9 protein-coding genes are annotated in these 7,307 nt (G+C 72.9%); 2 read left to right on the top strand and 7 right to left on the bottom strand.

From position 1 onward, the window contains the following. Window positions 1-485 (top strand): GNAT family N-acetyltransferase (locus OU415_RS21580; RefSeq protein WP_270950738.1); only part of this gene is annotated, 485 nt, incomplete at its 5' end. A 23-nt stretch (window positions 486-508) separates the two neighbouring features. Here the strand turns inward: OU415_RS21580 and OU415_RS21575 are convergent. Continuing rightward, entirely contained in the window at window positions 509-1,486 is a 978-nt protein-coding gene (locus OU415_RS21575) for a helix-turn-helix domain-containing protein (protein ID WP_270950737.1), read from the bottom strand. A 59-nt stretch (window positions 1,487-1,545) separates the two neighbouring features. Here OU415_RS21575 and OU415_RS21570 point away from each other — a divergent pair, with 59 nt between their 5' ends. Continuing rightward, a complete protein-coding gene (locus tag OU415_RS21570) occupies window positions 1,546-2,742 on the top strand; it encodes an MFS transporter (RefSeq protein ID WP_270950736.1) in 1,197 nt (398 codons plus the stop codon). On the opposite strand, the gene OU415_RS21565 is transcribed toward OU415_RS21570, so the two are convergent. From OU415_RS21565 to dhaK, 6 genes are read right to left on the bottom strand one after another with little or no spacing between them, the layout of a single operon-like run. After that, entirely contained in the window at window positions 2,732-3,481 is a 750-nt protein-coding gene (locus OU415_RS21565) for an alpha/beta hydrolase (protein WP_270950734.1), read from the bottom strand. The genes OU415_RS21570 and OU415_RS21565 overlap by 11 nt on opposite strands. A gap of 46 nt (window positions 3,482-3,527) precedes the next feature. After that, entirely contained in the window at window positions 3,528-3,836 is a 309-nt protein-coding gene (locus OU415_RS21560) for a hypothetical protein (RefSeq protein WP_408641885.1), read from the bottom strand. Window positions 3,837-3,857: 21 nt separating this feature from the next. Further along, window positions 3,858-4,829 carry a DUF3558 family protein gene (locus OU415_RS21555; protein ID WP_270950733.1) on the bottom strand — a complete coding sequence of 324 codons (972 nt, stop codon included), beginning with the start codon at window positions 4,827-4,829 and terminating at the stop codon, window positions 3,858-3,860. Between the two features lie 20 nt (window positions 4,830-4,849). Next, window positions 4,850-5,524: a dihydroxyacetone kinase phosphoryl donor subunit DhaM gene (dhaM, locus tag OU415_RS21550; protein ID WP_270950732.1), complete on the bottom strand. Its 675-nt coding sequence runs from the start codon at window positions 5,522-5,524 to the stop codon at window positions 4,850-4,852. Next, the gene (gene dhaL / locus OU415_RS21545; RefSeq protein ID WP_270950731.1) at window positions 5,521-6,159 is read right to left on the bottom strand and encodes a dihydroxyacetone kinase subunit DhaL; all 639 of its coding nucleotides are present in this window, start codon (window positions 6,157-6,159) and stop codon (window positions 5,521-5,523) included. The genes dhaM and dhaL overlap by 4 nt, the downstream gene beginning before the upstream one ends. A gap of 13 nt (window positions 6,160-6,172) precedes the next feature. Further along, window positions 6,173-7,168, bottom strand: coding sequence for a dihydroxyacetone kinase subunit DhaK (gene dhaK / locus OU415_RS21540; protein WP_270950730.1), 996 nt, complete (start codon window positions 7,166-7,168; stop codon window positions 6,173-6,175). Window positions 7,169-7,307: the final 139 nt, after the last annotated feature.

Below are 7,307 nucleotides of genomic sequence, written 5' to 3'. Positions count from 1 at the left end.
TGCTGCGCCGCCCCGAACCCGCCGACGCCGAAGCCTTCATCGCGGTGCACTCCGCTCCGGAGGCCCACCCCTACGACGACTGGTCGCGCCGATCACCCGAGCAGGCCCGGGAGCTGTTCGACCGCTTCCAGCAGGGCTGGGCCTCGGACGGCATCGGGTACTGGGCGGTCCGCCGCACCGGAGCCGGCGAGGTGCTCGGCTTCGGCGGCGTGCGGCACTCCTCGGAGGGCGACGAGCCGGTGCTGAACCTCGCCTACCGGTTCTGGCCGAGCGCGTGGGGCAACGGCTACGCCCCGGAAATGGCCGCAGCGGCGATCGACTGGACGCGCCGGCAGCGCCCCGACTGGCCCGTGGTGATCGTGACCGACGCCGACAACGCCCCGTCGATCCGCATCGCCGAGAAGCTCGGATTCGCGCTGCACGAACGACGCGTCCGCGACGGCCGTCCCGAAGTGGTGTTCCGGCTGGAGCACCCGCGCACCTGACCTGGGGGAAACCCTGCCCGCGGTCACTGCGCTTGGCGGCGGAAGGTTCGGCGGTAGGTCGCCGGTGTTGTGGCCAGCTCGCGCTGGAAGTACTGGCGCAGGCCGCTCGCCGTGCCGAGGCCGCTGCGTTCGGCGACGAGGTCGACGGTCAGGTCCGTGGTTTCCAGCAGTTCGCGCGCCCGGGCCAGGCGCTGGCGGTTGAGCCACTTGAGCGGTGTGGTGCCGACCTGCTCGGCGAAGCGGCGGCCGAAGGTCCGGTTGCTCATCCCCGCGCGCTCCGCGAGTTGGGCGATCGTCAACGGCCGGTGCAACTGCTGGCGGGCCCAGTCCAGCACCGGAGCGAGCCCGTCCGCCTCAGCCCGGCTCGACGCGGGCGGGATGTACTGCGCCTGGCCGCCCTCGCGGTGCGGCGCGATGACCATCCGGCGGCTGACATCGGCGGCCGCGGCGGCGCCGAAGTCCCGGCGGACGATGTGCAGGCACAGGTCCAGACTCGCAGCGGTTCCGGCACTGGTCAGGACGTCGCCTTCGTCGATGTAGAGCGGATGCTCGTCGACCCGGACCCGAGGATGCCGCCGTCGCAGCTCGTCGGCGTACATCCAGTGCGTGGTGGCCGAGCGGTCGTCGAGCAGACCCGCCGCAGCCAGCACGAACGCGCCGGAGCACAGCGCGGCCACCCGCGCCCCTCGCTCGTGCGCCGCGCGAAGTGCGTCGAGCAGCTCCTCCGGCGGCCGGTAGGACGGCATCACGCAGGCCGGAACCACCACCAGATCCGCAGCGGCCAGCGCTTCCAGCCCTTGCTGCGCCTGCACGAACAGCCCGCCCGACGCGCGGTGCGCCTCCGGTCCTGTCTGGCACGCGGTCAGGTCGTACCAGCGCGGGCTGAGGTCGCGGCGGTCCGGCCCGAACACCCCGCACGGCACGGCGAGCTCGAACAGCGGGCAGTCCTCCAGCACTGGCACGACGACCTTGATGCGCCCTTCGTCAGCCTCGGAAGCCATGGCGCAAATCTATCGAATCGCGACGTTTTCGCCACTCGTCGGTAGCGCGGGCCGACTCGATGCTGGTCACCGACATGGACCGGATGAAGGGAATCGCCTCGGTGTCCACACCACTGCGCAAGCTCCCGCCCGAGTGGCGACTAGGACTGGCCGGTGCGTCCGCGATCGGCGTCAGCTTCGGCTTCGCCCGCTACGGGTACGGCCTGTTCCTGCCGGAGATCCGCCGCGAGTTCGACCTGCCGATCGCCCTGCTCGGCGCGATCGGCAGCGCCACCTACGTCGGCTACCTGATCGCGCTGGTCCTCGCTGGCGCGCTCTCCGACCGGATCGGCCCGCGGCCGCTGATCGTCACGGCCGGGCTGTCGGCCGCAGCCGGAATGGCCCTGGTGGCCTTCGCACCGGATCCCACCGCGCTCGTCGTCGGGCTGGTGCTGGCCGGCACCAGTTCGGGCTGGGTGTGGGCGCCCTACTCGGACGCCGTGCCGCGCGTCGTCCCGGCGGAGCGTCGGGAGCGGATGCTGGCCGTGCTGCCCACCGGCACCGCGTTCGGCACCGTCGCGGCCGGTGCGCTGGCGCTGGTGGCGACGGGCACCGCGTGGCGGTACGCGTGGGCCTTCTTCGCCGCGATCGCCGTCGCCGTAACCGTCCACAATGCACGGTTGCTGCCAGGCGGCCCGAGCCCGGCCGGACCGAAAACCGGTGTGCGCGTCCGGTTCTTCCGCCGACCGGCGATCCCGCTGTTCGCCACCGCGCTGTCCTACGGCCTGATCGGATCGGTGTACTGGACGTTCGCCGCCGAACTCGTCGCTGCCGGCCCGACCGCCGCAGCGGTGTTCTGGACGCTGATCGGCCTCGCGGGCATCGGAGGCTTGGCAGCCGGGGCCGTCATCGAACGGCTCGGACTGCGCTCGACGCACGCACTGCTGTTCAGCATGCTCGTCGTGGCGGTCGTCGCGCTCGGCACGGCGCCGGGATCGTTCGCCGCGGCAGGCCTGTCCGCCGTGCTCTACGGGCCCGCCTTCATGGCGGTTTCCGGGCTGTTGGCGGTCTGGAGCTACCAGCTCTTCCCGGAACGCCCGGCGACCGGTTTCAGCGCGGTCGTGCTGTTCCTCGGCATCGGGACGATCATCGGCCCGGCAGCGCTGGGCGTGCTCGCCGACAACGCGGGCCTGTCGACGACCTTCCTGGTCACCGCGGGGATCTCGCTGCTCACCCTGCCGATCCGGCCGAACGCCGCCGAACGGGTCAGGAGTTGACGATGGTGACCTGGCGGGTTTCCGACGGGCCGTCCCAGGTGCGCGGGAGCGGCGTCGGGACGTCCGGCGCGATCGTCCGCACGATGGCGTCCAGCGCGTCCTCGGCCTTGCCCACCCAGAGGTGCTTGGTGTCCGGGAAACCGGTCACCTCGGCCTGCGGGATGGCGGCGAAGCGCTTGCGCGCCTCTTCCGGGCGCAGGTAGTCGTCGAACTCCGGGATCAGCGCGTGCACCGGCTTGCCCGATTCCGCCCAGGCGGCCAGGTGCTCCTCGGTGCTCCAGCGCAGCGGCGGGGAGATCAGCACCGCGCCCTCCACCAGCGGGTCCAGGCCGTGCACCAGCGTCAGGTCGGTGCCGAACGACCAGCCGACCAGCCACACGTTCGGCAGGTCGTGGAACTCGGCGAACTCCAGGGCCGCCGCCACGTCGAACCGCTCGGAGTTCCCGCTGTCGAAGCTGCCCTGGCTGCGGCCCGCTTCGCTGGCGGTGCCGCGCGTGTTGAACCGCAGCACCGCGAAGTCGGCCAGCGCGGGCAGCCGGAACGCCGCCTTGCGGAAGATGTGCGAGTCCATCATCCCGCCGTGGGTGGGCAGCGGGTGCAGGCAGATCATCGTGGCGCGCGGCTGCCCGGACTCCGGCAGCGCGAGCTCGCCGATCAGTTCCAGCCCGTCGGCGGTGTGCAGGGTGATCTGCTCCCGGCGGGCGGGCAGCACGGTGTTGGCGCGGATCTCGGTGCTCATCGCCCCCGATCCTCGCACGAACGGGTGGCGGGCATGGTGTGACGTGCTACGACCAGCGCCGGGTCGGGCCGCGGCGGGTGCGCGCGCTCCAGCAGCCGTTGTGCCAGTGACGCCGTTCCTCGACGCCGCCGTGCGCCGCGCTCGGCCACGCCACGACGTGCGCCACGCGCGGCTGGATCTCGTGGTCGCACCCAGGGCACCGGTAGACCTTGGTGGCCTGCGCCGCGGGGACGGTGCGCACCATCCACTCGCCGTCAGGGCCGTGCTCGACGCGGGACGCGCCGAAAGCAGTGCCCATCGCGCGGTGGCTGGTGTCAGCTGTCGGGCGGCGCTGCTGGCGATTGCGTCGAGGCACCCGACAACGGTAACCGCTCCGCTACGGGGTTGGCGGTGGCAGGTGCGGCCAGGCCTTCCCGGCCAGACCGCGGGCGTACTCGCAGGCGTCGATGCCGGTCATCCCGGGCACGGCCACCACCAGCTGCGCGACCTCGACCTGCCCGTCGGGGCCGAACGGCAGGTTCCCGGTCTCGGCCGAGCACAGCGGCAGCTGCGGATCACCGCCGACGACGCTGACGACGGTGCGCCGCCCGGCGATCGTCTCCTCGGTGGCCGCACCGTGCAGCACCTTCGGCGGATCACCCGCGGTGTTGCTGAGCTGCACGCGCGGCGCATCCGCGGACTGCTCGCCCCACGAGCACTGGTGCCCGCTGGGGTTCGGCCGCCCCCGAGCCTCCTCCAAGCCCGGGATCTGCTGCACCTCGGCGGAATCCAGCACCTGGCACGGGTCGACCCGGGCCAGCGAGTTCGCCGGGAACTCGCGGTGCCCGACGCGGTGCTGCTCCAGCGCAGCGGCCGCGGTGTTGGCTCCGGCTTCGGCGATGCCGCACAGCCCGGACGCCGGATCGCCCACCAGCAGGTCCGCGCTGACCCGCAGCGCCAGGTCGTCGGCGAACAGGATCTGCCTGCTGCAGTGGCCGGGCAGCGGCGCGTTCTGCACGATCCGCAGGGGGCCGCGCGGCACCACCGGATCACCCGGCTGGTCCGGCCCGCGGCCCAGCTCACCGACGGCGAGCTGGACCAGCGAACCGTTGGTCAGCTTCACGTGCAGCAGGCAGTAGTCCAGCGAAACGGTGCCCGCGTTCTCCGCCGAACCGAACTCCCGCAGCGCGGCGGGATCGGTCATGGTGCACGGGTCCACTGTGCGCAGATCGCCGAGCATCGCCTGCGAGGAGCCGGAATCCTGCCGCGGCGCGGCGGGAGCCTGCGGCGATCCGCCCGGCGTGCACCCCGCCACCAGCAACAGGAACAACAGCAGCGGCAGGCCTCGGTGGCGGAGACGCGGCGACATCACCCCACCCTAACCCCGCGCTACTCGTCGAAGTTCCGCTTGGCCAGGTCGAGGATCCGCTCCACGGCTTGCGCCGCGTCAGGACCGTTGGCGTGCAAGACGATTCGGTCGCCCTGACGAGCACCCAGGCCCATCACACCCAGGACGCTGGCCGCGTCGGCCTCGTTGTCGCCGAGGGAGATCTTGACGCTGGCCTGCAGCCCCGCGAGGCTCCGCGCCAGCAGCGCCGCCGGCCGCGCGTGCAGACCGACCTCGTTGGTCAGCTCCAGCTCCTCGCGGACTTCCTCCGCTGCGGGCGCCGCCTCGGGCTCCGCCAGCCCGCCCGCGGCCGCCGCTTCCGCGGCGCGGCCCACGGCCGCCATCGGCTCGCCGCCCTGCGCGGCTACCGCCGCAGCGACCGCGCCTTCGACCAGCGGCGCGTCCACGACCAGCGAGGTGCTCGGGTCGCCGAGCGATTCCACCGCGAGTTCGGCGACCATCTGGGCGCTGCCCAGGTCGTAGAGCACCACCGCGCCCGCGCCGGTGTTGGCGTCGGACAGGGCTGCCGAGACCTTCTCGAAGTCCGTGCCGATGTTGCCGTCCGGCAGCCCACCGGCAGCGACGACCCGGACGTCCGGCGCCATCTGCAGGGCGAGTTCCGCCACGCCTTCGGCCAGCCGGGTGCTGTGCGAGACGATGACCAGTCCGACGTTCATGAGCGAGCCCCCGCGGCTTCGGCGAATGCGGTCAACAGCAGCGCGGTCGAGCGCGCACCCGGGTCGATGTGCCCGGCGCTGCGCTCCCCGAGGTAGGACGCGCGACCCTTGCGGGCCACCAGCGGTTCGGTGGCCTGCGCGCCCTGGTGGGCGGCGTCGGCCGCGGCGGCCAGCACCTTCGCCGGGCCTTCACCGGATTCCGCGGCGTTCTTGGCCGCTTCCACCGCCGGGATCAGCGCGTCGACCATCGTCTTGTCCTCGGCCACCGCCTTGCCGCGGGCGACCACGCCGTCCAGCCCCGCCTTGATCGCCTTCGCGACCGCCGCACCGTCCAGGTCGGTCTCGTCGCCGACGGCGGCCGCGGCGCGCAGGAACGCCGTGCCGTACAAGGGGCCGGAAGCGCCGCCGACGGTGGAGATCAGGACGGTGGCGCACAGCTTCAGCACCGCGCCGGGCGTTTCCGGCGCGGCGGTGTCCACCTTGGCCACGACCGCGCGGAACCCGCGGTCCATGTTCTCCCCGTGGTCGGCGTCGCCGATCGCGCGGTCCAGCCCGATCAGCTCGTCCCGGTGCTCGGCGACGGTGGCCGCGCCCGCCCGCAGCGCCGCGATCACGTCTTGTGCAGTGCAACCCATCCGGCGTTCTCCCTCACCAGTGCAGCGCGGCGGTGTGCACCGGCGCGTCCCAGAGCTCGGTGAGCTCATCGTCCAGCTTCAGCAGGGTCAAGCTCATACCCTGCATCTCCAGGCTCGTGATGTACGGACCGACCAGGCGCCGGCGCACGCGGATGCCGCGCTCGGCCAGCAGCCGCTCGGCGATGCCGTGCGCCAGGTAGAGCTCCAGCAGCGGCGTGCCGCCCATCGAGTTGGTGAACAGCAGCACCTCGTCGCCGGACTCGAACGGCAGGTCCTCCAGGATCGGCTCCAGCAGCTGCCGGACGATGTCGTCCGCCGAGGTCAGCGGCACCCGAGACCGGCCGGGCTCGCCGTGGATGCCGATGCCGATCTCCACCTCGTCGTCGGGGAGGTCGAAGCTGGGCTGCCCGGCGTGCGGCACGGTCGGCGCGGTCAGGGCCATGCCCATCGAGCGCACCTGCGCCACGACCCGCCTGGCCAGCTCCTCGCAGCGGTCCAGGTCAGCGCCCTGCTCGGCCGCTGCGCCGACGATCTTCTCCAGCAGCACCGTGCCGCCGACACCGCGCCGGCCCGCGGTGTGGGTGGAGTCCTTCACCGCGACGTCGTCGTCCACGATCACGCTGCGCACGTCGACGTCGTCCAGCCCGGCCAGCTCGGCGGCGGTCTCGAAGTTGAGCACGTCACCGGTGTAGTTCTTGACCACCAGCAGCACGCCCGCACCGCCGTTGGTCTCGTCGATCGCGGCCTGCACCGCGTCCGGCGTCGGCGAGGTGAACACCGCGCCCGGCACCGCCGCGGACAGCATCCCGGCGCCCACGAACCCGCCGTGCAGCGGCTCGTGCCCGGACCCACCGCCGGACACCACCGCGACCTTGCCCGCCACCGGCGCGTCCGCGCGCACCACCACCGCCGGATCGGTGCGGACCCGCAGCAGGTCCGGGTGCGCCGCGGCCATGCCCTGCAACGACTGCGCGACCACCGCCGCCGGATCGTTGATGATCTTCTTCACCCGCTGGCCTCCTTGCCTGCGCCGCTAGCCGCATGCGCCGTGTGCTTCCCACCCGGGCGTGCCCGCTCCCGCACCCGCCGCGCCCGGCCGGGGGTGCGAAGCCAGGGAACCTTCCTGGCACCCCCGGCGCAAGCCCAGC

This window comes from Saccharopolyspora oryzae (assembly GCF_027853915.1).
Classification (GTDB): domain Bacteria; phylum Actinomycetota; class Actinomycetes; order Mycobacteriales; family Pseudonocardiaceae; genus Saccharopolyspora; species Saccharopolyspora oryzae.
Note: the sequence above shows the minus strand (reverse complement) of the source record. Positions and strands in the feature narration are given on the sequence as shown.